General features: G+C 74.5%; 20 protein-coding genes. 8 read left to right on the top strand and 12 right to left on the bottom strand.

Annotation, left to right across the window (positions count from 1 at the left end; all coding sequences use genetic code 11):
- Positions 1 to 40 precede the first annotated feature (40 nt).
- Positions 41 to 2689, top strand: coding sequence for a tetratricopeptide repeat protein (locus AC1VWI_RS02460; RefSeq protein WP_499509223.1), 2649 nt, complete (start codon positions 41 to 43; stop codon positions 2687 to 2689).
- A 23-nt stretch (positions 2690 to 2712) separates the two neighbouring features.
- Here AC1VWI_RS02460 and AC1VWI_RS02455 read toward each other — a convergent pair whose 3' ends face one another.
- Complete coding sequence (locus AC1VWI_RS02455) at positions 2713 to 4290, bottom strand: aldehyde dehydrogenase (NADP(+)) (RefSeq protein ID WP_499509222.1); 1578 nt, start codon at positions 4288 to 4290, stop codon at positions 2713 to 2715.
- A 1-nt stretch (position 4291) separates the two neighbouring features.
- Positions 4292 to 4921 (bottom strand): cysteine hydrolase family protein, encoded by a 630-nt coding sequence (locus AC1VWI_RS02450; protein ID WP_499509221.1) that lies wholly within the window; start codon positions 4919 to 4921, stop codon positions 4292 to 4294.
- 125 nt (positions 4922 to 5046) lie between these two features.
- Here AC1VWI_RS02450 and AC1VWI_RS02445 point away from each other — a divergent pair, with 125 nt between their 5' ends.
- A complete protein-coding gene (locus tag AC1VWI_RS02445) occupies positions 5047 to 5499 on the top strand; it encodes a lipocalin-like domain-containing protein (RefSeq protein WP_499509220.1) in 453 nt (150 codons plus the stop codon).
- Positions 5500 to 5566: 67 nt separating this feature from the next.
- On the opposite strand, the gene AC1VWI_RS02440 is transcribed toward AC1VWI_RS02445, so the two are convergent.
- On the bottom strand, positions 5567 to 6841 hold the full coding sequence (locus AC1VWI_RS02440) for an MFS transporter (RefSeq protein ID WP_499509219.1): 1275 nt from the start codon (positions 6839 to 6841) through the stop codon (positions 5567 to 5569).
- Between the two features lie 218 nt (positions 6842 to 7059).
- Here AC1VWI_RS02440 and AC1VWI_RS02435 point away from each other — a divergent pair, with 218 nt between their 5' ends.
- Entirely contained in the window at positions 7060 to 7647 is a 588-nt protein-coding gene (locus tag AC1VWI_RS02435; protein WP_499509218.1) for a TetR/AcrR family transcriptional regulator, read from the top strand.
- A gap of 155 nt (positions 7648 to 7802) precedes the next feature.
- On the opposite strand, the gene AC1VWI_RS02430 is transcribed toward AC1VWI_RS02435, so the two are convergent.
- Together AC1VWI_RS02430 and AC1VWI_RS02425 are read right to left on the bottom strand one after the other, a co-directional pair.
- Positions 7803 to 8111, bottom strand: a complete 309-nt coding sequence (locus AC1VWI_RS02430) for a chorismate mutase family protein (RefSeq protein WP_499509217.1) — start codon at positions 8109 to 8111, stop codon at positions 7803 to 7805.
- Positions 8108 to 8377 carry a hypothetical protein gene (locus tag AC1VWI_RS02425; protein ID WP_499509216.1) on the bottom strand — a complete coding sequence of 90 codons (270 nt, stop codon included), beginning with the start codon at positions 8375 to 8377 and terminating at the stop codon, positions 8108 to 8110. Before AC1VWI_RS02425 ends, AC1VWI_RS02430 begins: the two co-directional genes overlap by 4 nt.
- A gap of 76 nt (positions 8378 to 8453) precedes the next feature.
- Here AC1VWI_RS02425 and AC1VWI_RS02420 point away from each other — a divergent pair, with 76 nt between their 5' ends.
- Complete coding sequence (locus tag AC1VWI_RS02420) at positions 8454 to 11207, top strand: helix-turn-helix transcriptional regulator (RefSeq protein WP_499509215.1); 2754 nt, start codon at positions 8454 to 8456, stop codon at positions 11205 to 11207.
- Between the two features lie 18 nt (positions 11208 to 11225).
- Here AC1VWI_RS02420 and AC1VWI_RS02415 read toward each other — a convergent pair whose 3' ends face one another.
- Entirely contained in the window at positions 11226 to 12770 is a 1545-nt protein-coding gene (locus tag AC1VWI_RS02415) for a GMC family oxidoreductase (protein WP_499509214.1), read from the bottom strand.
- 346 nt (positions 12771 to 13116) lie between these two features.
- Between AC1VWI_RS02415 and AC1VWI_RS02410 the strand changes: the two genes are divergently transcribed.
- Together AC1VWI_RS02410 and AC1VWI_RS02405 are read left to right on the top strand one after the other, a co-directional pair.
- Positions 13117 to 14436 carry a PP2C family protein-serine/threonine phosphatase gene (locus AC1VWI_RS02410; RefSeq protein ID WP_499516699.1) on the top strand — a complete coding sequence of 440 codons (1320 nt, stop codon included), beginning with the start codon at positions 13117 to 13119 and terminating at the stop codon, positions 14434 to 14436.
- 152 nt (positions 14437 to 14588) lie between these two features.
- Positions 14589 to 14990: an SsgA family sporulation/cell division regulator gene (locus AC1VWI_RS02405; protein WP_499509213.1), complete on the top strand. Its 402-nt coding sequence runs from the start codon at positions 14589 to 14591 to the stop codon at positions 14988 to 14990.
- Positions 14991 to 14998: 8 nt separating this feature from the next.
- Here the strand turns inward: AC1VWI_RS02405 and AC1VWI_RS02400 are convergent, their stop codons facing one another.
- Complete coding sequence (locus AC1VWI_RS02400) at positions 14999 to 15865, bottom strand: SCO6745 family protein (protein WP_499509212.1); 867 nt, start codon at positions 15863 to 15865, stop codon at positions 14999 to 15001.
- Complete coding sequence (locus AC1VWI_RS02395; RefSeq protein WP_499509211.1) at positions 15862 to 16776, bottom strand: NAD(P)-dependent oxidoreductase; 915 nt, start codon at positions 16774 to 16776, stop codon at positions 15862 to 15864. Before AC1VWI_RS02395 ends, AC1VWI_RS02400 begins: the two co-directional genes overlap by 4 nt.
- Before the next feature lie 204 nt (positions 16777 to 16980).
- Between AC1VWI_RS02395 and AC1VWI_RS02390 the strand changes: the two genes are divergently transcribed.
- Both AC1VWI_RS02390 and AC1VWI_RS02385 read left to right on the top strand, forming a co-directional pair.
- A complete protein-coding gene (locus tag AC1VWI_RS02390; protein WP_499509210.1) occupies positions 16981 to 17577 on the top strand; it encodes a TetR/AcrR family transcriptional regulator in 597 nt (198 codons plus the stop codon).
- Between the two features lie 136 nt (positions 17578 to 17713).
- Positions 17714 to 18541: an alpha/beta fold hydrolase gene (locus tag AC1VWI_RS02385; RefSeq protein ID WP_499509209.1), complete on the top strand. Its 828-nt coding sequence runs from the start codon at positions 17714 to 17716 to the stop codon at positions 18539 to 18541.
- Between the two features lie 36 nt (positions 18542 to 18577).
- Here the strand turns inward: AC1VWI_RS02385 and AC1VWI_RS02380 are convergent, their stop codons facing one another.
- The 4 genes from AC1VWI_RS02380 to AC1VWI_RS02365 form a co-directional block, all read right to left on the bottom strand.
- A complete protein-coding gene (locus AC1VWI_RS02380) occupies positions 18578 to 19909 on the bottom strand; it encodes an FUSC family protein (protein WP_499509208.1) in 1332 nt (443 codons plus the stop codon).
- A gap of 79 nt (positions 19910 to 19988) precedes the next feature.
- Positions 19989 to 20525: a hypothetical protein gene (locus AC1VWI_RS02375; RefSeq protein ID WP_499516698.1), complete on the bottom strand. Its 537-nt coding sequence runs from the start codon at positions 20523 to 20525 to the stop codon at positions 19989 to 19991.
- Positions 20526 to 20698: 173 nt separating this feature from the next.
- Positions 20699 to 21259 carry a hemerythrin domain-containing protein gene (locus AC1VWI_RS02370; protein ID WP_499509207.1) on the bottom strand — a complete coding sequence of 187 codons (561 nt, stop codon included), beginning with the start codon at positions 21257 to 21259 and terminating at the stop codon, positions 20699 to 20701.
- Positions 21260 to 21384: 125 nt separating this feature from the next.
- Complete coding sequence (locus tag AC1VWI_RS02365) at positions 21385 to 23478, bottom strand: SpoIIE family protein phosphatase (protein WP_499509206.1); 2094 nt, start codon at positions 23476 to 23478, stop codon at positions 21385 to 21387.
- Between the last annotated feature and the right edge of the window lie 228 nt (positions 23479 to 23706).

Below are 23706 nucleotides of genomic sequence, written 5' to 3'. Positions count from 1 at the left end.
ACCACGGCAGGGGACGACCGGGGGAACGGGGGAGTACGCGATGGCTGCCGGGAGGGACCGCACCACGGGCGCCGCGGGTTACCTGCTCAGGGTGTTCTCCGGTCTGGCCCGGCCCGCCCTGACCCTGCTGTTCGGCCCGGCGGGAGCGGTCGCCGGGGCGGCGACGGAGACCGTGGCCGCCTCGGGAGGCAGGGCGCTGGAGCAGTCGGCGGGCCGTAGACGGGCGCTGCCGGGTCTGCTGCGGATCTCCCGGCGCGGCACGGCGCCGCTGGTGGCGGACGTGGACGACCCCATCGGTCTCGGCGTCCACCCGGCCGCGCCGGGCGGCGGCGGGACGGCCGGCTTCGGCCGTGTCCCGGTGTTCGTCGGCCGGGACGCCATGCCGCAGGCGGAGGCGGTGCTCAGCGGGGGCCAGGGCTTCCTGCTGCTGGTGGGGGACTCCACGGCGGGCAAGACGCGCCTGGCCTACGAGGTGGTGCGCAAGCACTTCCCGCGCTACCGGCTGGTCGTCCCGGACAGCCGTGAGGCGATGGTCGCCCTCGCGGACACCGTGCCACGGCTGAAGCAGGCCGTGGTGTGGCTGGACGACCTGGAGAACTACCTCGGCGCGGGCGGGCTGACGGCAGGTCACGTGCAGCGGCTGCTGGAGGCCGGGCCGGCGCGGGTCGCCGTCGTGGCGACCATGAGCGCGCGTCAGCACATCCGCTTCGGCGCCCGCTCCGCCGCCGACGACGAGCCCGGCGGTGACGTGCTGCGCTCGGGGCGCGAGGTGCTGCGGCTGGCCTCGGTCGTCCGGGTGGACCGTACCTGGAGCGAGGCGGAGCTGGCCCGGGCCCGGCGCCACACCGACGACCCGAGGATCAGGGCCGCCGTCAACGACGCCCGGTCCGGCAGCCGCGGGGTGGCCGAGTACCTCGCCGCGGCGCCCCAGTTGCTCGACGACTTCAGCAACGCGTGGGCGGCCGGCGCCCGTCCCCGGGCCGCCGCCCTCGTCGCAGGGGCCGTGGACGCCCGGCGCGCGGGCTACCACCAGCCGCTGCCCGAGGACGTGCTGCGCCGCCTGCACGAGATCCACCTGGACCTGCGCGGCGGCACCAGCCTGCGGCCGGAGGCGTGGGAGGAGGCACTGCGCTGGGCCACCGACCCCCTGCACGCCACCTCCAGCCTGCTGCTGCCCCGTGACGACGGCGCCTACCTGGCCTTCGACTACCTGCACCAGACTCTGGACGAGCAGGTGCCGCCGCCGCGCATCCCGGACGCCGTGTGGGAGATCCTCATCGACCACGCCGACCCGGTGCGCGCCCTCGACATCGGCGCGACCGCCTACCAGCGCGGTGACCTGCACCACGCCATGGCCGCCTTCGACAAGGCCGGTGCCGACCCCGGGCAGTTGCCCCGGCAGTGGTACGCCACGTGCGTGGGGGAGGCCGGAGATCCCCGGCGCGCGGCGGACCTGTACCGCGAACTGGTCGCGGAGGCCGAGCGGCGCGGCGGCCCCGACGTCAAGGAGACGCTGGAGAACCGCAACTCCCACGCCCGCTACGTCGGCATGGCCGGCCACCCCGCCGAAGCCGTGGACCTGCTGCGCGGCGTCATCGAGGACCGCACGCGCGTCCTCGGCCGCGAGCACTCCCACACCCTCAACAGCCGCAACAACCTGGCGCTGTTCCTCGGCGAGACCGGACGGCTCGAGGAGGCGGTCGCCGAATACCAGTCCGTGCTGGCCGACCGGACCCGCCTGCTGGGCGCAGACCACCCGCACACCCTCAGCAGCCGGTACGGCTACGCCTACCTGCTCGGCGACGCGGGCCGCCCCGCACAGGCCGCCCGGCTCTTCGACAGCCTCGTCTCCGACCGGTCACGCACCCAGGGCCCGTACCACCCTTACACCCTCAACAACCGCCGCCACCACGCCCACTTCCTCGGCGAGGCGGGGCATGCCGCCCGCGCCGCCGGGCTGTTCGAGGAACTCCTCCAGGACTGCCTTAAGGTCCTCGACCCGCTCCACCCGGACACCCTCGCCTCCCGGCACGGCCATGCCCGTTTCCTGGGCGAGGCCGGCGACCCCGGCCGCGCATCGGCACTGCTCAGCGACCTGATCGAGGACGGCCGCGGAGCCGCCGTGCACGGGCCGGACAGCCCGATCCCGCTGCTGTGGCGGCGTTACCAGGCGGTCTTCCTCAGCGAGGCCGGGGCGGCCGAGGAGGCCGTACGACTCCTCGGCGCGCTGCTGACCGAGAGCGGCGAGATCCTCGACGACGGGCACCCCCAGCTGTTCGCGGTCCGTGCCGCCCACGCCCGCTGCGTCCTGAGGGCGGGCAGGGCGGCCGAGGCGACGGCCCGGTACGAGCAGCTCGTCGACGACTGCCGCGAGCGCCTGGGCGACGACCACCCCCAGACGCTCACCGCACGCGGCGGGCGCGCCCGCTGCCTGGCCGCCACCGGCCGTCACGGCGAGGCCGCGGACCTGCTGGAGATCCTCGTCCAGGACCGCACCCGCGTCCTCGGCGACGACCATCCCTCCACCCTCAACAGCCGCAACGCCCACGCCTGTTCGGTCGGCGCGGCGGGCGACGCCCCACGCGCCGCCCGGCTGCTGCGCCAGGTCCTCCAGGACCGCGTGCGCCACCTCGGCGAGGACCACCCCTGGATCGCCCGTACCCGGGAGGAACTCGCCCGTTTCCCGTGACGGGGCCGGCCGCGCCCGGCGGTTCAGTCGCGGGTGACCTGCCCGTCGACCAGCCGCCACAGCCCCAGCGGGTTGGCCGGGACCAGAGCCTCGGGGAGCAGCGCGTCCGGGAAGCCCTGGTAGGTGACGGGCCGCAGGAAGCGGTCGATCGCGCTCATGCCGACCGAGGTGAAGCGGCTGTCGGTGGTGGCCGGGAACGGGCCTCCGTGGATGGTGGCGTGGCCGACCTCCTGCGGGTGGGCGAAGGCGTTCACCACGATCCGGCCGGTACGGCGCTCCAGGACCGGCAGCAGGCGTGCGGCCTGCGGGTGGTCCTCCTCCTCGAGGTGCATCGTCGCCGACAGCTGGCCGCGGAAGCTCCGGGCCACCCGCGTCATCTGCTCGACGCCGGACAGCCGGACCAGCAGCGCGGCCGGTCCGAAGACCTCCTCGGCCAGCGCGGGTTCGGCCAGGAACCGGTCGCCGTCGACCTCGAGGAGCTGCGCGCGGCCCTCGTAGGCGCCCTCGGGCTCCGGGCCGACCGTCACGGTCGTGGCCCCGGAGTCGCGCAGGCGCTGCGCTCCGCGGCCGTACGCGTCGTGGATGCCGGGGGTGAGCATCGTCCGCGCGCCCATCACGCCCACCCGTGCCGCGGCCGCCTCGCGCATCGCGGCGTAGCCCGGGCCGTCGACGGCGAGCAGCACGGCCGGCTTCAGGCAGGCCTGGCCGACGTTGACGAGCATGCGCTCGGCGAAGCCGTCGCCGATCTCGCCGCCGCGCGCCGCCAGTGCCGCCGGGAGGACGAAGGTCGGGTTGACGCTGGTCATCTCGGCGAAGACCGGGATCGGGTCGGGGCGCAGCTGGGCCCGGCGGTACAGGGCCATGCCGCCGCCCTCGGAGCCGGTGAAGGTGACCGCCTTGACCAGCGGGTGGTCCACCAGGGCCTCGCCGATCGCGTTGCCCGCTCCCCGGACCATCGAGAACACGCCCTCGTGCAGCCCGGAGTCGGCGACGGCGCCCTGGATGACGCGCCCCTGCAGCTCCGAGGCGCCGGGGTGGGCGTTGTGGGCCTTGAGGATCACCGGGCAGCCCGCCGCGAGCGCGGCGGCGGTGTCGCCGCCGGCGACCGAGTACGAGATCGGGAAGTTGCTCGCGCCGAAGACGGCCACCGGACCGATCGCGATCTTCTGCATGCGGTGGTCCATGCGCGGCCTGGGCTGCCGATCGGGCCGGGCCGGGTCGACGGCGGCCTGCCGGAACCGGCCCTGGCGCACCACGTCGGCGAACTGCCGGAACTGCCCGGCGGCCTTGGCCGCCTCGGCCTCCAGCTGCGCGGCCGGAAGGCCCGTCTCCAGCGCCGCCCGCTCGGCCAGTTCGCCCTTGATCCCGTCCAGCCGGTCCGCGACCAGCTCCAGGAAGGCGGCGCGCTCCGTGAGGCCGGTGCGGTTGTAGGTGTCGTAGGCCTCGTCGGCCAGGCGGGCGGCACGGTCGACCTCGGCCGCCCCGCCGAGCGCGAACTCCGGTCCGACCGGTTCGCCGGTCGCCGGGTCGAGGGCCTTCATCGTGCCTTCGGACGCGGGGACGGACGACGCGCCTATCAGCATCTCTCCGGTCAGTCGCATGTCAGTGGTCTCCGTTCTCCAGGGTTCCCAGCAGGTCGGCGGTGGTGGTGATGGAGTGGGCGTAGGTGGGGCCGTTGAGTTCGTGGGCGGCGTGCATCATCTCCGGGCGGTAGGCCGCGGTGGCGTCGCGGACGAGCGTCACGTGGTAGCCGAGCTCCATGGCGAAGCGGCCGGTGGACTCGATGCAGGTGTTGGCGAGCAGGCCGACGACGATCACGTGCGTGATGCCGTGCTGCTTGAGCCGGAAGTCCAGGTCGGTGTTGGCGAACCCGCTCTGCGACCAGTGCTCCTGGATGACCACCTCGCCGTCGGCGGGCCGGAAGTCGGGGTGGAACTCGCCTCCCCAGGTGCCGAGGGCGAACGTGTGCCGTTCCTGGATGATGCGGTGCGTGGGGTTGGGGTGCTCCCAGTCCTCGTAGTCGCCCTCCTGCCAGCGGCGGTGGGGGACGAAGAAGACCTTCTGGCCCGCCGCGCGCCCCGCGCCGACGACGGCGCGCAGGTTGTCGAGCAGGCCGACCTCGGTGGCGACGCCCTCCAGCGCGGGCCAGACCTTGCCGCCCTCCGACAGGAAGTCGTTGTACGGGTCGACCAGCAGGATCGCGGTGCGCGTGGGGTCGTAGGTGTCGGTCATGACGAGTATTACTTTCCAATCTGGAGTATTTGCATCATCCTCATTCCTCATTCAGGATTACTCTCGTCATCCTGAAAGTCAAGGACGGCGCCCCCGGGCGCCCGGCATGTGAGCGAGGTACGGCGATGACCCCCGATGAACTGCGCACATCCCTGATCGGCGCCTGGCGCCTGGTGTCCTACGAGGCCACCGACGTCGGGACCGGGGAGGTCGTCGAGCCCTTCGGGCCGCGGCCCCGGGGACTGATCGCGTACGGGCCGGACGGCCACATGGCGGCCCAGATCATGCGGGTCGGGCGGCCGGGCTTCCGCCACGGGCGGCTCGAGGAAGGGCTGCCGGAGGAACTGGCGGCGGCGGCCGCGGGCTACCTCGCGTACGCCGGCACCTTCGAGGTCCCGGCGGGGGACACGGTCGTCCACCACGTCGAGCTGAGCCTGTTCCCCAACTGGGTGGGAGGTTCCCAGACGCGGATCGCCGACCTGGACGGCCGCAGGCTCCGGCTGAGCCTGCCCGGCGCCGCCAGGATCTGGGGGGCGCTGCGCACCGGCGTCCTGACCTGGGAGCGCGACGGGCGGTAGTGGCGGCCCCCGGGAAGGGGGGTGCGGAGCGCGGGCGGTGGGGCCCGCGCTCCGAGGGGGAGCGCGGCTATCGCCGCAGGGCGGGAGCGGTGGCGGTGTCCGCGCCGGCCTGTCCGGGCTCGGCGTCGTCGCTGTGCCGGGGGTCGGTGTGGTGGGCGCGGAGGCCGTGCCAGGCGAGCGTGAGGCCCGCGAGGAGCAGGAAGCCCAGGCCGCCCGCCACCACGCCGCGCCAGCCGAAGGCGGAGAAGAGCACCCCGGCGACGGCGGAACCGGTGGCGCCGCCACCGAAGACCGCGAACATGTACACCGTGTTGAGTCGCCCCCGGATCTCCGGCCCGGCGTTGAAGATGCGTGCCTGGTTCGCTATCTGACCGCTCGTCACCCCGTAGCCGAGGAGGTTGCAGCCGACGGCGAGGACGAGGAGCGACCGCCCCGCGACCCCGAAGAGCACGAAGGCGGCCAGTGCCGAGGCGACGGCGAGGGCGTTGACCCCCAGCGGCCCCCACCGGTCGGTGAGCCGCCCCGAGTAGCGGGCGGCCAGGGCGCCCGGCGCGCTGCACAGGCCGAAGAGGCCGACCACGGCGGGGCCCAGCCCGATCGGCGGCGCGGTGAGGTGGAAGGCGAGCGTGGACCAGAAGGCCGAGAAGGAGGCGAACGCCGTCGCCCCCAGCGCGGCCGACAGGCGCAACGGGGCGTGGACCACGAGCAGTCGGGGGAGCGAGGCGAGCAGGCTCCCGTAGCCGCCGGAGGCCGCGGCCCCCGGCGGGCGCCCGGCCGGCATGTAGCGGGGGAGGACCAGCAGCAGCGCCGCCGTGGCCGCCGCGGCGACGAGGAAGCCGGCCCGCCAGGTGCCCGCGGCCTGGGCGATGAGCCCGGAGGCGGTGCGCGAGAGCAGGGCGCCCATCGTCAGCCCCGTGCCGACCGCCCCCAGCACCCGGCCGGCCTGGCCGGGGGCGGCCATGGACGCGACCGTGGGCATGATCACCTGCGGGAGCACGGTGCTCGCCGAGAGCACGAGGGTCGCCATCCCCAGCAGGGCGACGGACGGGGCCAGGGCGCCCCCCAGGAGCGCGACGGCGGTCACCGCCAGCAGGACCCTGGACAGCCGGCGCAGCCGGGCGCGGTCCGCGAGCGGGACGACGGCCACGATCCCCAGCGCGTAGCCGATCTGTCCTGCCGTGGCCACGAGGCCGGCGGCGGAGGCGGAGATGCCGAAGCTGCGGGCGATCTGGTCGAGGAGGGGCTGGGTGAAGTAGATGTTGGCGACCGTGATCGCCGTCGCCGTGGCGAAGACGGGGAGGGTTCCCCGCTTGACGTCCGGGCGGGTTGCTGCGGTGGTCATGGGTCCTCGCGGAGGGTTCGCGGGCGGGAGGGAGGGGCGGCGGGCCTGCTCGGTGGAGGCTCGTGCCGAGGTCTGGATGATTTCTGTCATCCACACATGCAGGATGATGCGTGTCATCCTGCATGTCAAAGCCCCGGGCGAGGTTCCGGGAGCGGTGTATGATGTCCGTCATCCACATTGGGTCGGGTCAGCCCGACGCACACCCGGGAGGTCATGCGATGGGTCACTCGCAGGCAGCGAAGGCCGAGTCGCGCGAGAAGGTCCTGCGGATCGCCGCCCGCCGGATCCGCGAGGAGGGCATGACCCGGCCCGGCGTCGCGGACCTCATGAACGAGGCCGGACTGACCCACGGCGGGTTCTACAAGCACTTCGCCTCGCGCGAGGACCTGATGGGTCAGGCGGCGGCGCTGGCCCTGGCCGACGGCGAGGCCAAGATGGCCGAGGCCGCCCGCCGGGACCCCGATGAGCCCCGCTCGGGCCTGATCGACGCCTACCTCAGCGCCCGCCACCGGGATGCTCCCGGCACCGGCTGCGCCCTGGTGACCTTGGGCGCCGCGGCCGGTCGCGGCGATGCGGAGTTGCGGGAGGCGTACGAGAAGCAGGTCCTCAGCTACCTCGCGCTCATCGGTGAGGCGGCGCAGGGCGACGACCCCGGTGAGGCCAGGGCCGACGCGATGCTCACCCTCAGCGCCCTGGTCGGCGCCTTGCTGATCTCGCGCGCGGTCGCCGACCCGGAGCTGTCCGACGAGTTCCTGGCGACGGTCGCCGGGCGCCTGAAGGACGCGCACGTACCCGCGGAGGCCTGACCGAACCGGCCGGAGCCCCGAAGGCCCGTGCCACCGGCCTCGGCGGCACCCGCGCGGCCTGCCCCCGGGCACAGGGCGACGTCCGCGTCCACGCACGCCTGCCGCCGGCGGTGCCGGCCCGGCCGTCCGGCGGGGCACGGGAGGGTCCCGGTACGTCAGGGCGCCGCTCGCGGACGGCCGGACGGCGCTGCTGCGGGGGCGTGTTCCGCGACGGCGGCGTCCCGCGGTTCCGCGCAGGCGTGGGTCAGGGCCCGCACAAGGCCCTGCCGGTGCAGGGCGTCCAGCCGGGCGGCGGCCACTTCCTCCGACATCGCCCGCCGGGTGCCGGCCGCGCAGCGCGGACCGGTGAGCCGGGGCTGGGCCGCCGCGACGGCACGCACCAGGGCTGCGTCCACCGCTTCCAGGCGTGGGCGGACCTCCGTCGTCAGGTCGGGCCGCTCACGCGGGGCGCAACGACGGGTCACGCTCCCAGAGCCGCAGCAGGCCGCGCTGGACGACCTTGTTCGCCTCGATCCGGTCCGGCGAAGACCCGCCGGACCACCGCAGGGTCAGCCCCGAGGTCCTGTGCCCGGGCCGCCGCGGCCGCCGGGTCGTCGACCGCCTGGGCGGTGCCGTACTCGGCCGCCGCCACCTGGTCCGCCACCGCCGGCCGCTCCGCCGGCAGTCGCGCCAGGCCCGACAGGGCCGACAGGGCCGCGTCCGCGGAGGACGTCCCCGGACTGTCTGCCATAAGCGGCATAATGAACCCTTTCACCCCCTTGTACGGTGGTTCGTGTACGAGTACCGGGACACCGCGAGGGCGGACCATGGCGACACGGATCCCCTCCCTGATCGGCAGACAGGCCGAGACCGAGGCGATTGACGCCCTCCTGCGCCTCGCTGACGGCCGCGGCGGCGCCCTGGTGCTGCGCGGCGAGGTGGGGATCGGCAAGACGACGCTGCTGGCGCTCGCCCGGGAACGGGCGGCGGAACAGGGCCGGCGGGTGCTCGGCCTGGCCGGTGTGCAGTCCGAGTCCCACCTGCCGTTCGCCGGACTCCACCAACTGCTGCGCCCGGTGCTCCTGGAGACCGGCCGCCTCCCGGAGCCCCAGCGTGAGACGCTGCTGGCCGCGGTCGGCCTCCACGACGTGGGCCGCCCCGAGCCCTTCCGCATCGCCCTCGCCGTGCTCGACCTCCTCGCCGAGTGCGCCTCCGACCGGCCGCTGCTCCTGCTCGTCGACGACCTCCAGTGGCTCGACCGGTCCACCAGCGACCTGCTCGCCTTCGTCGCCCGACGGCTGTCCTCGGACCCCGTGGTGCTGCTGGCCGCCGCCACCCAGGACGAGACGGAGGCGCCCGCCTGGGAAGGCGTCGAGGAAATGCCGGTCAGCCGGCTCGACGCCGACCACGCCGCGCGGCTGCTGGACGCCGGCGCGCCGGCACTCGCGCCCTTCGTCCGCGCACGGTTGCTGGAGGAGGCCGACGGCAATCCCCTGGCCCTCGTCGAACTCCCCCTGGCGGCCGGGGGCCTGGAATCCGTCGCGGTCATCCCCCGCTGGCTCCCGCTGACCGTCAATCTGCAGCGCGCGTTCGAGACCCGGATCCTGGAACTCCCCGACGCCACGCGCACCCTGCTGCTCGCCGCCGCGCTCGACGCCGAGGCGGCGACGGGTGACGTCCTGTCCGCGGCCGGCGCCGTGTCCGGCGCCCCTGTCACCGTCGACGGCCTCGTGCCCGCCGTGGACGCGGGGCTCGTCCGTGTCGACCGGCACGCCGTGCGGTTCCGGCACCCCCTGGTCCGCTCCGCGATCCACCAGGCCGCGTCCGTCACGCAGCGCAACGCCGTGCACGCCGCGCTCGCCGCGGTCCACGCCGGCCGTCCCGACCGCGGGATCTGGCACCTGGCCGCCTCCACCCTCCCCCCGGACGGGACCGTCGCACGGGGACTGGAGCGGTGCGGCGACCACGCGCTGCGACGCGGCGCCGTCGTTGCCGCCGTGCACGCCTTCGAGCAGGCCGCCGCCTTCACCCCCGACGGCGGCCGACAGGTCGACCTCATGCTGCGCAGCACGGAGCTGGCCGTCGGCCTCGGTCGACGCGACCTCGTCCGTCGCCTGGTGCGGACCATCGAGCGGCTGGAACTGACCGGCAAGGACACCGCCCGCCTGCTGTGGATCTCCGAGTCGCGCACCGTCTGCGGGGGCCGGGAGCCGGTCGCCGTCCGGACGCTGCTCCGTACGGCCGAACGCATGCGGGCCGACGGCGAGACGGCCCTGTCGGTCCGGCTGACGAGCGCCGCGGCCGCCCACCTCTACCGCGGGAACGGGGAGTCCACGCTCCACGGGGAGGTCCTGCGCACCGCCGACCGGCTGGCCGCGGAGCTGGACGGCCGGTGCGAGACCGGGGGCGCCGCCATGGCGCTGATCGCCGCGCAGGCCGCACCGGTGGAGCGCGCCTCCTCGGTGCTCGAAGCCGCCCGCGCCGTGACCCGGCGGACGGACGACGCCGCGGCGCTGCACACGACGGCCCGCGCGCTGTGGTGCGTCGGCGCGCCCGAACACGCGGACCCCTTCCTCACCGCGGCCGTCGAACGGCTCAGGCACCAGGGGCGGCTGGCACCGCTGGCGGAGGCACTGGCACTGCGCGCCTCGGGACGCGCGGCCACGGGCCGTTGCGATCCGGCGCGGCTGGACGCCGACGAGGCCCGCAGGCTCGCCCGGGAGACCGGTCAGCCCGAGTGGGAGGCGACCGCCCTCACCGTGCTCGGCTGCCTCGCCGCCCTGCGCGACGACGCGCCGACCGCCCACCGGCTGATCGGGCAGGCCCGGGCCATCGCCGTCCGGCTGAACTCCCCGCTGCTGCACGCGACGGTACGCATGGCGTGCGGCACCGCGCTGTCCTGCAGCGGGGACCACGCGCAGGCGTACGCCCAGTTGCGGCGGCTGACCGACCCGGCCGACGCCGGGCACCACGTGATGACCGCCCTGTGGACCGTGGGCGACCTCGCAGAGGCGGCCGCGCACTGCGGCGAGAAGGACGACGCGCGAGGGGTCCTGGAGCGGCTCGCGCCACTGGCCCGCCGGACGCCCGCGGCCCGCGTGCGGCTGGCCGCACGCCACGCCCGGGCGGTCCTGGCCGGGGAGGACGAGGGCGAGGCCGCCTTCGCGGCCGCCTTGGAGGCGGACCTCACGGGCTGGTCCCTGGAGCGGGCGCGCCTGCGGCTCGCGTACGGCGAGTGGCTGCGCAGGCAGCGCCGCGTCCTGGAGTCCCGCGCACCGCTCAGGGCCGCCCGCGACACCTTCGACGACCTGGGAGCCGCGGCGTGGAGCCGCCGCGCGCGGCAGGAACTGGAGGCCACCGGCGAGACCACCCGTCAGCGGTCGCCCCGGGCCGCCGACCGGCTCACGCCGCAGGAACTGCAGATCGCGACGCTGGCCGCCGAGGGCCTGTCCAACAAGGAGATCGGCGCGCGGCTCTACGTGTCCCACCGGACGGTCAGCACCCACCTGACGCGGATCTTCCCCAAGCTCGGCGTCACCTCGCGCAGCCAGCTGGCCCGCTTCTTGCCACCGGGCTCCTGAGGCCGGAAGGGGCACCGTTCACGCGGCGGCCCGCCCGGTCAGGCCGTCGCCGCCCTCGCCCCTGATGAGGTCGGCCGCCCGTTCCGCGACGGCCAGCACGGTCGCGTTGGGATGCGCGGACACCGCGGACGGCATCACCGACGCGTCGGCGACCCGCAGCCCCGACACGCCGTTCACCCGGAGCTCGGGGTCGACGACGGCTTGGTCGTCCGACCCCATGCGGCAGGTGCCCCCCGGGTGGTAGAAACTGCCGACGCTGCGCCGTACGTAGTCCTCCAGGAGTCCGTGGCTGAACGCGGCGGGCCCCGGCAGGACCTCTTCCTTCCGCCATACCTTCAGCACCTGCTCGCTGCCGATCTCCCGGGCCATGCGCACCCCCCTGATCAGGCTCTCCACGTCGGAACGCGCGGACAGGAAGTTCGGGTCGACCAGCGGCGCGGAGCGCGGGTCGGCCCCGGCCAGCCGGACCGAGCCCCGGCTGCGGGGCGTCATCAGACCCACCACGAAGCTGTAGCCGTTCTCCGCGCCCTCCAGCGGCGGCGGCACGTACGGCGCGCACAGGAACAGCACCTGGATGTCGGGGGCGGTGTCGGCATGGGTGCTGCACAGGGCCGCGGCGGCGTCGAACGCGGGGCCCGTCGGCGTCGGCACCGTCCGTGCCGCGGAGAAGTTGACGACCGTGACGGGGTGGTCGTGCAGATTGCTCCCGACCTCACGGAGGTCCGCCTCCACGCCGATGCCGTGGGACCGCAGCTCGTCGGGCGGCCCGACGCCCGAGAGCATGAGCAGGTGCGGGGAGCCGACCGCCCCGGCGGCGAGGACGACCTCCAGGCCGGCCTCGGCCCGTTCGAGCACCCCGTCACGGCTGTACTCCACACCCGTGCACCGCCCGTGGTGCAGCAGGAGCCGGTGGACCTGCGCCCCGGTGACCACGGTCAGGCCCGGCCGGTGCAGCACCGGCCGCAGGTAGGCGTCGGCGGCGCTCTGCCGGGCCCCGTCGACGATGTTCAGGTCCAGCCAGCCGCCGCCCTGCTGGTGGCGGCCGTTGAGGTCGGTGCTGATGGGGTGCCCGGCCGCCTGCACGGCGCTCAGGCACGCGGGGGACAGCGGGTGGACCCGGTGCGGCGGCGCGACCCGCATGGGGCCCTCGGTGCCGCGGAACTCCGGGTCGCGCCCCGCCGCCCGCTCGCTGCGGCGCAGGTAGGGCAGCAGGGTGTCGAAGTTCCAGCCGGTCGCGCCCGCCTTCTCCCACGCGTCGTAGCCGGCCCGGTGCCCCCGCAGGTGGACCATGGCGTTGATGCTGCTCGATCCGCCCAGCGCCTTCCCCCGCGGATAGGGCAGCACGGCACTGCCGGCTCCGCGCTGTGCCACGGTCCGGTCGCCCCAGTCCATCCCGCTGCCGATCAACCGCATCCACCGCGGCGGTGCGGCCGAGCGCTTCGCCGCCCGGGCCGGCCCCGCCTCGAGGAGCAGCACCCGGACCCGCCCGTCCTCCGAGAGACGCGCGGCGAGCACGCACCCCGCGGTCCCGCCACCGACGACGATGTAGTCGTATGCCGCCATCCCAGACCTCCGAGTCGACCCGTCCGCGGTCGCCCGGCCCCCGGCCGCGGACACAGCAAAAACTAGGGCGAAAGACGACGAAAGGCGTCCGTCAAGCTACGTAACGGCGGTCCGCCGCGCGCCCGGCCATGCGTACCGCCGTACGTCATCGGCGCGCCCGGTGCCCCGGTCAGGGCCCGTGGATGACGGGAAGCGACCGTTATATCACTTATGGGTGGTATGCGTACGATGGGAAAGGTTCGAGGCGGGGGCCACCCGGCCCGGGCGAGGCCGCCGGAACCCCGGACCCGCCGACGGGTGGCGAGGAGCAAGGGTGACGCAGGACAGGGATCGGCGCAGTCGCCGGATGCTGGCGGGCCTGCTGGCCGAAAGCCACTTGATGCCCCTGGAACAGCTGCCGGCGAAGGTGGCCGAGCACGCGGAACCCGCCGGCCTCGCCCACGTCACGATCTACCTCTCCGACCTCCAGCGCCATGTGCTGCGCAACCTCGCCGAGGAAGGGGCGGGCGAGTGCGGCCACCGGAACCACAGCTCCGAACTGCGGATCGAGGGCACGGTGCCCGGCCGCGCCTTCCAGTACGGCCGGCTGCTCCCCGCCGTCTCCGCGTGCCCCGGCAAGTGCCGCTGGTGGGCACCCCTGCTGGGCGGTTCCGAGCGGCTGGGCCTGCTCCGCGTCACCACCGAGGGGGACGACGACCGCACCCGCGAGGACGTGCAGTCGCTGGCCGACGCGGTGGCGCTCATCGTCACCGCCAAGCGCGACTACAGCGACGCGTACGCCCGCACGGTGCGCACCGAGGCCATGAACGTGGCCGCCGAGATGCAGTGGCGCCTGCTGCCGCCCCGTTCGTACTCGGACGGCCGGGTCGTCATCTCCGCGGCGCTGGAACCCGCCTACCGGGTCGGAGGGGACGCCTTCGACTACGCGCTCGACGGCCCGCTGGTCCATCTGTCGATCTTCGACGCGATGGGGCACGACACGGCGGCCGGCCTGACCGCGAGCCTCGCCATGGGCGCGAACCGCAACGCCCGCCGCCGCCACGCGGAACTGGTCGAGATCACCGAGGAGATCGAGAAGGTGCTGGTCGAGCAGTTCGAGGGGACGCGCTACGCCACCGGCGTCGTCGCCCGGCTCGACACCGGCTCCGGCCTGTTCGAATGGGTCAACCGCGGCCACCACCCGCCGATCCTCATCCGGGGCGGGCGCTGGGTCGCCGAACTCGCCTGCTCGCCAGGCGACCCCATGGGCCTGGGGCTGGGCGTGGCACCGCAGGTGTGCCGTGAGCAACTGGAGCCGGGCGACCGCCTCGTGTTCTACACCGACGGCATCCCGGAGGCCCGTACCACCACCGGCGGGGAGTTCGGGCTCTCCGGGTTCCTGGACTTCCTCATCCGCCACCACGCCGACCGGTTGCCCCTCCCCGAGACCCTGTGCCGTCTCATGCGCCGGGTCTCGGACCACCAGGTCGGCGAGTTCCAGGACGACGCGACCGTGCTGTTCTGCGCATGGCTGGGCTGCTCCCCGGACAGCACCGAACGGGCGGCGGCCGTCGCCGGGGTACCGCTGCCGTTGTGCCCGACGGACGGAGCCCCGGACCCGGTCCCCGTGATCGGCGGTGAACTCCCCGGACCCGCCGACGTCATGGCGCAGGACCGGCGCTCCTGACCGGGCACCCCGCAGATCGGCCGTCCAGGGCGAGCCTTCACGAAATCTCTCCCGTCGCCCCGGCCCGGACCATGCGTCACGGGGCAAACGCACGGCAACGACATGCTGCTGAACGGCGAACGCGGCCGAACCGGGCCCACGAGGGGGCGTCCATGCGAGCACTCACGGAACACCTGTCCCTGCGGCTGATCACCGGGACCCGGCGGTTCCTCGATCTGTCGGCGGACTGCCGGTACCGTTCCGACGACCCCTACATCGTGCGGATGCGCTTCGGCGACGGCGACGGTGCCGATGAGGCGGAGTGGGTGCTCTCCCGCGAACTGCTGCTGGCCGGGCTCGCGGCCTCCGCCGGGGACGGCGACGTGCACGTCGAACCCGGGGACCACGCCCACACCCTGATCACGCTCGCCGCCCCCGGCGGCACGGCCGTCCTGCAGGTCGCCACGGGTGAACTCGCCCGGTTCCTGGCCGCGACCGCGGAACTCGTCCCGCTCGGCACCGAGGGCGGCCACATCGACTGGGACGCCTGCATCGCGGGACTCCTCTCGGCCTGAGGCGTTTCTCAGGGGGCGGGCACGCCCATCGGGTTCGGGTACGGCAGCGCCCCCGCGCAGGCCCGTGCCGCAGCGGACAGCACGGTGACCAGGCGCTCGACGGCCTCGGGTGCCAAGGCCTCCCAGGGCCGCCCGGCGGCGCGGTCGGTGGCCTCCTCCAGCGCGCGGTGGGCCTCCCGCCCCGCGGCGGTCGCGGCGCCGTCCGCGCCGAGCAGGCCTCGGGCGGCGAGACGGGCCGCCGCACCGGCCCACTGCTCGTCGGTCCATCCGCGGTGCGGCTGCAGCTCGGTTCGCGGCAGGTCGATGCCCGTGCGCAGCACCAGCGCCTCGCATCCACCCAGACCGGCCGCGACAAGCGCCGCGACATGACCGTCCCCGCGGTGCTCGCGCAGCAGCGTGGCCTGGTGCCAGAGCGCGTCGACCGGGTCGCCGGGGGAGGGGAGCGCCGTATTCGCGGCGGCGAGCACCCGTCCCGCGACGTCGAGGCCGGCGACGACCGGAGCCAGCAGGTCCACCGCCTCCGCCACCGCCGTCTCCTGTCCCGCCAGCAGCCGCCGCAGTGCGGCGCCCGCGCCGCGCCGCCGCGCCTCCAGGGCGCGCTCGGGCGGGGCGAGCGCCCACACGCCGGGCAGCGCGCGGGCCACCATGGCGGGCGCGAAGCCGAAGAAGGCGGCCACGACGGGCTCCGGGCCCACCGGGCCGAGGGGGGCCGCGCGACCGGCGAAGTAACCGCGCCAGTAACCGCGCAGCCCCGCCTCCTCGTACGCGGCGCGTGCCTCGGGCGTGAAGTAGGTGACGGCGTGCACCGGTTCGGCGAGCCGCCACATGCGCCGGGCGGTGACGGCGGCCTCCGAGGGCGTCACGGTCCGGCTCACCGGACGCCTCCGCCCCGTACCTCGGCGACCAGGTCGCCGGCGACGTCCGTGCGGGCTTCGATCGCCCGCAGGACGGCCACCATGTCCGCGCGGCCGTCCCCCTGTTCCACGGTCTCGTCGAAGAGGGCGTGGCAGACGTCCAGCAGCGGCGAGGCCAGGCCCGACGCGCGGGCCGCCTCGGCGATGAGGCGGTTGTTGTGCAGCACGTCGGACGCCGCGGCCTGCGCGGAGAAGTCGCGCTCCCTCAGCTTGGGCGCCTTCATCCGCGACACGGCGCTGGCCATGGGCCCGGCGTCCAGGACGGAGAGGAACTGCCCGGTGTCCAGGCCCTGCCGTTCCGCGAAGTGGAACGCCTCGGTGAGCCCGGTGACCATCGTGATCAGGAAGAGGTTGACCGAAAGCTTCATCAGCAGCGCGCCGGGCACCGGCCCGCAGGCGAAGGACTCCCGGCACATCGGCGCGAGCAGCGGCCGCACCTCCTCCACCGCCGCGGGATCCCCGGCGAGCATCGCCACGAGTTGCCCCGCCTCGGCGGGCTTGCGGGAGCCGGAGACGGGAGCCTCCACGTAGCGGCCGCCCGCCGCGCGGACGGCGGCCTCCAGCCCGCGCGAGTACGCCGGCGAGGTGGTGCCCATGTGGACGACGACGTGCCCGGCCACACGCCCGGCGAAGTCCGGGGTGCCGCGGCCCAGGACGGCGTCGACGGCGGCGCCGTCGGCGAGCATCAGGACCACCACGCGGGCCCGGTCGAAGACCTCGCCGGGCCCCTCCGCGAACTCGGCCCCCGCCGCGCGCAGCGGGGCGCACCGGGCGGCGGTGCGGTTCCAGACCACCAGCCGTGTTCCCGAACCGGCCAGACGGAGCGCCATGGGCTGCCCCATGATCCCCAGACCGATGAAACCCACGTCCACTGCCCACCGCCGTCCCGGCCGTCCGACCGCTCGACCCGCGCGTTATGACGGCTGTCATAGCGCGTATGACAGCCGTCATAATAGACCCCGGGGCGCCGGACGCCGGCCCGCGTGCGCGAACTGCGTCGCCGAGCCGACGCGCACCGAGGAGGGCCGCCACCCCTTACGCGGGCGGGCGGGAGGGCAGACGGTGGGAGGTCGGAGATGGCCGGTTCCGAGCGGGGTCCCCGCGAGCGCATGGTCTTCAGCGCCGCACAGCTGATCCGCCGCGGCGGCGTCACGGCGACGGGCCTGCGCGAGGTCGCCGCCCACGCGCAGGCGCCCCGGGGATCGCTGCAGTACTACTTCCCGGGCGGCAAGGAACAGATGGTCAACGAGGCCGTCGGCTGGGCCGGCCGCTACGCCGGCAACCGCGTGGCCCGCTTCCTCGCCGCCCTGCCCGAGCCGACTCCCGGCGGGCTGTTCGCCGCCATGGTCGGCCAGTGGACGGACGAGTTCCTGACCTCCGGCTACGACGCCGGCTGCCCCGTCGCGGCCGCCACGGTCGACTGCGCCGGGACCTCCGAGGCCACCCGTACGGCGGCGGCCGCCGCCTTCGCGACCTGGACCGGGCCCGTCGCCGGGGCACTGGAGGAGATGGGCGTGCCGGCCGGGCGGGCACCGTCGCTGGCGACGCTGATGATCAGCGCCATCGAGGGCGCCGTCGTCATCGCCAGGGCGGAGCGCGACGTACGCGCCCTGACCACCGTGGCCCGCGAGCTCGGACCGCTGCTGGACGCCTCCGTGGCACCCGAGCGCTGAGCCGTCTCGACGCGCCGGGACTCCGCCCCGGCACTACGGTTTGACCAACGGCGTACTCATCCCGGACGGGGCCGGGCTTGGGTATGGGCAACCCCGGAACCCTGCGTTCCCCCTGGAGCGAGAAGGACTCAGGATCATGCCGTATGCAACAGCGAAGGACGGGACCCAGATCTTCTTCAAGGACTGGGGGACCGGCCAACCCGTCGTGTTCTCCCACGGGTGGCCGCTGACCGCGGACGCCTGGGACCCGCAGTTGAAGTGGATGGTGGACCACGGTTTCCGGGGCGTCGCCCACGACCGTCGTGGCGGTGGGCGTTCCGGCCAGCCCTGGGAGGGCAACGACCTCGACACCTACGCCGACGACCTGGCGGCCGTCATCGAGGAACTCGACCTGCGCGACGTCATCCTGGTCGGGCACTCGACCGGTGGCGGCGAGGTCACCCGCTACATCGGGCGGCACGGCACGGGCAGGGTCGCCAAGGCGGTGCTGGTGGGTGCGATCCCCCCGCTGATGCTGAAGACGCAGGCCAATCCCGAGGGCCTTCCGATCGAGGTCTTCGACGAGATCCGCGAGGGCGTGGCCAAGGACAGGTCCCAGTTCTACAGGGACCTCAGCGGCCCGTTCTACGGCGCGAACCGCGAAGGGTCGACCGTCAGCCAGGGCACCCGCGACGAGTTCTGGCTGTGGAGCATGACGGTGGGCATCAAGGGCGCCTACGACTGCGTCAAGGCGTTCTCCGAGACGGACACCACCGAGGACCTCAAGAAGATCGACGTCCCGACGCTGATCGTGCACGGGGACGACGACCAGATCGTGCCCATCGTGGCTGCCGGTGCCAAGAGCTCGAAGCTGGTCAAGGGAGCGGTCTACAAGGTGTACGAGGGAGCCCCGCACGGGCTCGCGATGGTGCCCAAGTTCGCCGAGCGGTTCAACGCCGACCTGCTGGACTTCGCGCGCGGCTGAGCCGTCCGCGGCGCCGCGACCGCGCCCCGACCCGTGTCACCCCGAGCGCGACCGGTCGCCCGCCGGACGACGCCGGTCCCCCGGCGCCCGGCCCGGCCGGTCCGCCGCCCGGGCCAAGGGCACGGGCGGTGGTCCGGTCCGCGTCTCCCCGCCGGACGCGCCGCGCCCGTGACGACAGCGCCGGACGCGTTCACCGCGGGCCACGAGCCGGAGCCTGGCCGGCACGGCGAAGCGGTCCTGTTGCGCCCGGGCGGCCTCGTCCAGCTCCTCCATCAGCCGGTGGGAACGGTGCTCCAGGGCCAGCTCGTCCAGGATGCGGTCCACCTCGGCGAGCAGGGACCCGTGCAGTTGCCAGGCCCCCGGATGCTGCCGAACCCGGTCGAGCAGCATGTCCGCGGCCTTCTCCCGGCTCGCGCGGGCCGCCGCGAGCTCCGCGGCCAGCCGGGCCTCGGCCTCCTCGGCGTTGCTGCTGACCTGCGTGGTCACCAGGACGGCGAAGCTGACGAGCGCCCCGCCGAGGTGGGCGAAGAGCTCCTCCAGGGCGACCGCCACGTCGCGGTCGAACAGCGGATCGTCCGCGCCGCGCCGCTTGGCGAGATCCGTCAGCGACCGCGCGAGGACGCGCAGGACCACCACGCAGATCTCCAGGGTGTCCAGACCGGTCCTCAGCACCACCCGCGACAACAGCGCTTCCCTGACCCGGGGATTGAGCCGCAGGCTGTCCTCGGCCCGGCGCAGCGCGGTGTCCACCTCGGCGACGTCCTGGTCCAACCGTCGCGCCTCGTGCAGCCGTGCCGCGGCACGCTCCACCGCGGCGGGGGAGTCCAGTTCCTCGGCGCAGCACAGCAGGAGATGACGCATGCGGCGGGCGAGGTCCTCGATCGACGCCCCGGCGGTCCCCACCCACACGGGCGGTGCGAACAGGACGTTGAGGAGCAGGCCCACCCCTGCCCCGATGAGGGTCTCCAGCACGCGGTCCCATGCCTGCTCCGTCAACTGGCTCACCCCGAGCACCAGCATCGCGCTGATGGCCACCTCGTTGACGAACTCCTCGACCCGCACGAACTGCCCGATGACCAGCGCCGCGAGGATGATCAGCCCCAGGCTCCACCACGTCAGGCCGACCAGCGCGCTGAACCCGACGGCGATCAGCACACCGACCACCACGGAGTTCACCCGGCGGATGCCGGTGGTGAGCGTGGAGTAGAGCGTCACCTGCACGACGAGCAGGGCGGTGAGCGGCGCCGTCAGCGGGGCAGACTCGCTACTGACGTGCACGGCGATCACGTAGGAGATGGTCGCGGCGACGGTGGCCCGCGCCGTCAGGGTGACCACCGGGTCCCGGCTGCGGCGGGCCAACCAGGTCATGGCATCACGTAGAGGCATCTTCTGCCTTTTCCCGAACAAACACCGCGTACACCTGCGGATGTGCCGCGGGAAGCGGTGGCTACGCCGGGAAGCTGTCGAGCGGCGCCGCCTCCAGCAGTGCCGTCAGTTCCGCGCGGTGCAGGCCCGCTATCGGGGCCAGCAGGTCCGGGTGGCGCAGGAGGGCGGCCGCCGCGCGGTCGTGGGCGCCGGGGGTGGTGAGCCGCAGGGCGTCACCGGCGAGGGAGGCGCCGTGTTCGGTGGCCGTGAGGGCCGTCACCGCGGAGGCGGCCAAGTCCGGGTCGGCGAGCAGGCAGGCCGCCCAGCTCACGACGACCTCGTCTACCCAGGTGCGCCAGCCGGCCTCGGTGTCCCCGGCGTCCTCGTCGACGACCCCGGCGCCGGCGACCCGGTCCAGCCGGCCCGTGCCGCCGGGCGGCAGCAGTCCGAGCAGGGCGGCGTCCACCGCCGTCGGGTAGCGCAGGGCGGCGGCGACCATGGCGGCCTGGCGGGCCTGCGCCTCGGCAAGGGCACGGCTGAGGGCTCCGCCGGTCGCCGGATAGGCGGCCAGCAGCCACCGGGTGGCCGCGGCGATGACCGACGAGAGCTCACTGTGCATGCCGAACGAACCGTCCTCCGTGCGCATGGGTGCCGCACCCGTCCGGCGCGCGGCGCGCCCAGCGTACGCAAAGTCGCGCTTTCGCGACATGAGCCGCATCACGCCCGCTCCCGGCGAGGACACGGCGCAGGGTTCCCGGAGGAACGGGGACCCTGCGCCGCCGCCCCTGGGGGTCAGGACCGGCCGCGGCCGCTCACGAAGTCGCGGGCCCGGTCGACGAGGCCCGCGCCCGGGGCGAGGAGCTTGTTGGCGGGAGGGGTGTGCGGTGCCGCCGGGTGGGGCCGGGTGGGGGCGAGGGACTTGGCGCGGCGCACCTTGTCGCCCAGGTCGTCGAGGGCCTCGGGGGAGCAGGCGCTGCTGAGCCCGGGGAAGAGCGTGCCCTCCTCGTCCTGGACGTGCGCGGTGACCTCGTCCATCAGCCGCATCAGCAGGGGGTGGAACCGGCCGTCGTTCGGTGGCAGCTGCTCCAGCTCCTTCAGCAGTTCCTCGATCCTGGCGTGGTCCGCGATCTCCTTGTCCGCGATGCGGTCCCCGCCCTCGACGTGCTCGCGGACGGCAGGGTAGAGGTACTGCTCCTCCGCCACCGAGTGCCGCACCAGCTCGATGGTCACCTCGTCCACCAGCTCCCGCAGCGCCGGGTCGCCGGTCGACATCGACTGCATGCGGTCGAAGATCTCCTCGACCTCGCGGTGGTCGGCCAGCAGCTCAGCGATCACGTTTCCGCCGTGTCCCATTCCCTCACGCCTTTCCGTGCGGCAGTACGGCCCGGGCGTGCGCCGGGGCCGAACCCCATGCATTCCACCCTGCCGGTGCCGAGCCCACCCGGGGACGCGGTCACCACCCGCCCGGCGGCACCTGATCACAAGCGCCCCCGCGGCCGGCGGTGCGGGTCCGCGCGGGCGATCAGGAGGGCGACGTCGTCGTGGTCGTCGGCGCCCCTCAGCTCCCGCAGGAGCCGGTCGCAGGTCTCCTCCACCGAGGCGTCCGGTGTGCCGAGCAGGGTCAGGAGCAGTTCGAGGCGCTCGTCGATCGGGTCGTCGCGGGTCTCCACGAGCCCGTCGGTGTACAGCACGAGACGGTCCCCGGGCGCGAGCGTGATGCTCGTGCTCTCGAACGGAACGCCGCCGACGCCCAGGGGCGTCCCCGTCGGCAGGTCGAGCAGTTCGGGGGAGCCGTCGCCGTGCACCAGGACCGGGGGCAGGTGCCCGGCGGTCGCCAGGTGGCACTCGGCCGTGCGCGCGTCGTACAGGGCGTACACGCACGTCGCGATGTACGGGTCGAGGCCGCGCGTGATCTTGTCGAGGTGGCCCAGCACCGTGGCCGGGTCCAGGTCGAGCTCGGCCAGTGTCGAGGTGGCGGTGCGCAGCCGGCCCATGGTCGTGGCGGCGTCGATGCCGCTGCCCATGACGTCGCCGACGACCAGCGCGGTCCGCTCGTCGTCGAGCGGGATGACGTCGTACCAGTCGCCGCCGACCTTGCTCCTGGCCTGCGCGGGCCGGTAGCGGGCGGCGACCTCCAGGCCGGGATGGTACGGCTGCGGCTGCGGGAGGAGGCTGCGCTGCAGGGTCTCGGCGGTGTTGCGCACCTGCTGGTACCAGCGGGCGTTGTCGATGCACACGGCGGCGCGAGCGGCCAGCTCGCAGGCGAGGGTCAGGTCGTCCTCGTCGAAGGACGCGTGCGTACGGGCCCGGCTCATGCCCAGCACGCCCAGCACCTCGCCGCGGGCGATGAGCGGGATCGCCATGCACGAGTGCACACCGGCGTCGGCGAGGAGCCGCGCCGACTCGGGGTCGGGGGTGATGCGCTCGAGGTCGTACTGGCCTGCGTGCGCGATCATGTGCGGGCGGAGCGTGCGCACGCACTGGGCGGAGAGGTGCTCCGCGTGGTAGGTGACGACCTCGCCCGGGGCCGGGACGGCATGGGCCGCCTCCGTGGCGTAGGCGGTCCTGATCGCCAGGGAGCGGAACACCGGCGCGTCCTGCCGGCCGGCGGGGGCGCGCTGGTCCAGGACGCTGTCGAGGATGTCGACCGCCGCCAGGTCCGCCAGGTCGGGCACGACGACCTCGACGAGTTCCCGTACCGTCGGCTCGACCTCCAGGGCGGTGCCGATGCGGGCGGAGCCGTCGGCGATCATCGCCAGCCGCCGCCGCGCCCGGTCGGCCTCCGCGGCCGCGCGGTGCCGCTCGGTGATGTCGACGACGACCTCGGCGAGGCCCAGCACGTGCCCGCGGTGGTCCTCCAGCCGGTAGAGGGACACCGCCCAGGCGTGCTCGCTGCGCGGGTCGGACGGGGTCCGGCCGACGGTGTAGCGGTCGACCATCGGTACCCCCGACGCCAGCACCTGCCGCATCTCCGCCTCCACCGCCCGGTAGTCGGGGCCCGGGAGGACGCTGCGGAACGGGCGCCCCAGGTGGTCCTGGACCGAGGTGCCGTGGAACCGCGCCAGCGCGGGGTTGAGGCTGAGGTACCGCAAGCCGGTGTCCAGCACGGCGATGCCGATCGGCGACTGCGAGATCAGCCGCGTGGACAGGGCGACCTCCTGCTCCACCTCGCGCATGGTGGACTGGTCGGTGGCGAGCCCGAGGATGTAGTAGTCGCCGAGGCTGTCCATCAGCCGCATGTTGCGGAACTCCACCAGCCGGCGGCCGCCGTCCTTGCAGCGCACCGGGAAGGACCCCGCCCAGCTCTCGCCGGTCTTCATGATCTCGGAGAACAGCCCGATGACGAGCTTGCGGTGCGTGTCGTGGACCAGCAGGTGGGCGGCGTACTGGCCGACCGCCTCCTCCGCGGTGTAGCCGAACAGCGCCTCGGCCTGCGGGCTCCACATGTCCACCCGGCCGTCGCCCTCCAGGAGCACAGCGGCCACACCCAGGAGGTCCATCAGCCCGCTCGGGCTCGTCGAGACCCCGTCCAGCCGCTCCGGGCCGGTCGTGTACCGATCCGTGTCGCTCATGGTGGGCGCCTCTTCCGCCTGCCGTTCCGGCCGGTCGGTCCGCCGTCCCCTCTCGCCCGTGCCGACGCGATTCCATGGTCCCCCCGAAGACGCGGCGGCGCACCCCTCGCAAGGGCCCGTCCCGGGGCGCGTCCGGACGCGCCGTCCCCGGCGGGCGTCGGCTTGCGGGGACTGTGAGGGGGACGCACACAATGGTCAACAGGTGGGGCTTCTGAAGCGACCGGCGAC

This window comes from Streptomyces sp. TOM-9 (assembly GCF_056858595.1).
This window is presented reverse-complemented; position numbering and strand designations above follow the sequence as displayed.